This window comes from Dietzia sp. DQ12-76 (assembly GCF_014145045.1).
In the GTDB taxonomy this organism is placed as follows: Bacteria; Actinomycetota; Actinomycetes; order Mycobacteriales; family Mycobacteriaceae; genus Dietzia.
In genome coordinates, this window is record NZ_JAALDV010000406.1 from 4769 (window position 1) to 6411 (window position 1643).

Annotated in this window: 1 protein-coding gene and 2 pseudogenes; 2 read left to right on the top strand and 1 reads right to left on the bottom strand. The window is 69.7% G+C overall.

Annotation, left to right across the window (positions count from 1 at the left end):
* Positions 1–467: pseudogene (locus tag G6019_RS13470) on the bottom strand (hypothetical protein); the annotation flags it as partial.
* A 33-nt stretch (positions 468–500) separates the two neighbouring features.
* Between G6019_RS13470 and G6019_RS13475 the strand changes: the two are divergent.
* Positions 501–1448 (top strand): Ppx/GppA phosphatase family protein, encoded by a 948-nt coding sequence (locus G6019_RS13475; protein WP_107757341.1) that lies wholly within the window; start codon positions 501–503, stop codon positions 1446–1448.
* A gap of 1 nt (position 1449) precedes the next feature.
* Positions 1450–1643: pseudogene (locus G6019_RS13480) on the top strand (hypothetical protein); the annotation flags it as partial.

Sequence of the window (1643 nt, forward strand, 5' to 3'; positions counted from 1 at the left end):
GAGCCGGCCGGGAATCCGACGTCGTTGAAGAACACGCACCGACCGCCCAGGCGGCGCGTCCGCAGAGCGGGCTCGGGCTCGCCGTCGTCCCCGGTGAGGTCGTCCTCTTCCAGCCACGGCTCGAGATCGCCGCCCTCGGCCTCCGCCGCCTCCAGCGCGGCCTCGCGGTGCTGCCAGTCGTCGGGACCCAGGAGCTCGACGTTCACCGTCAGGCGGGAGCGGTCGTCGTCGTCACACAGGAATGCGCCGTGCGTGCAGCAGCCGGCGTCGGGCTGCCCGGCCTCGATGCCGTGGCAGGCCGGTGTGCCGAACACGCACGTCCACGAGGACAGCAGCCACGTCATGTCCGCGGACACGAGATGCTGGTCGTTCGCCGGGTCGGGGAACGTGTACCACTCGCGGGGGAAGTCGAGGGGGACTTCCGCGGCGGGCGCGCCCGGGCTGCTGGTGCGTTCGGTGGCGGTCACAACCTGCGACCGTAGACCGTTTAGGGTGGGCGTGTGAGATTAGGTGTCCTGGACGTCGGGAGCAACACGGTCCATTTCCTCGTGGTCGACGCCCATCGCGGGGGGCATCCCACTCCCATGAACGACTCCAAGACGCGTCTACGCCTCATCGAGTACCTCGATGAGGACAACAACATCTCGAAGACCGGCGTCGCCAGGCTCGTCGACGCCGTCAGCGAGGCCGCTGACCTGGCCAAGGCCACCAAGTGCCGCGAGGTCATGGCCCTGGCGACCTCTGCCGTGCGCGACGCCGCCAACTCGGACGCGGTGCTCGAGAAGGTCGAGAAGGAGACCGGGATCGCGCTGCGCGTGCTCTCCGGCGAGGACGAGGCGCGCATGACCTTCCTCGCGGCCCGCCGGTGGTTCGGCTGGAGCGCCGGTCGGATCGTCAACCTCGATATCGGGGGCGGCTCACTGGAGCTGACGAACGGTGAGGACGAACTGCCCGAGTACGCCTTCAGTCTGCCGCTGGGTGCCGGGCGGTTGACGCACGACTGGTTCAAGACCGATCCGCCGGAGCGCAAGCGCATCAACCAGCTGCGCGACTTCATCGACGCCGAGCTGGAGGGCCCCGCCAGGGAACTGCGGGCGGCCGGTGTCCCCGACCTGGCCTGCGCCACGTCCAAGACGTTCCGCACGTTGGCCCGGCTCACCGGTGCGGCGCCGTCGTCGGAGGGTCCGCGGGTCGAGCGGATCCTCACCGCCTCGGGACTGCGGCAGGTGATCGCGTTTATCTCTCGCATGACGGCCGCTGACAGGGCAGAGTTGGAGGGCATCAGCTCTGACCGGTCGCATCAGGTGGTCGCGGGAGCACTGGTGGCGGAGGCGTCGATGAGGGCTCTGGGTTTGGAAAGTGTGAAAATCTGTCCGTGGGCCCTGCGGGAGGGGCTCATTCTGCAGCGTCTCGACCGGGACGCGGGCGGCGACGGGAAGGGGAGCTGAGATGGCCGAGGATCAGGACGGTCAGCAGATCACCGTGGCGGAGCTGCTCAAGCGCATGGGCGCGGAGCAGTCGGACGCGGCCGCACCCAAGGCGCGTCGGCGTCGGCGGGCGGACGAGGGCGGCAGCGGCGTGAGTGTCTCCGAGCTCACGGGCGAGATCCCGCGGATCACCGACGACACCGAGCTCGGCAGCCG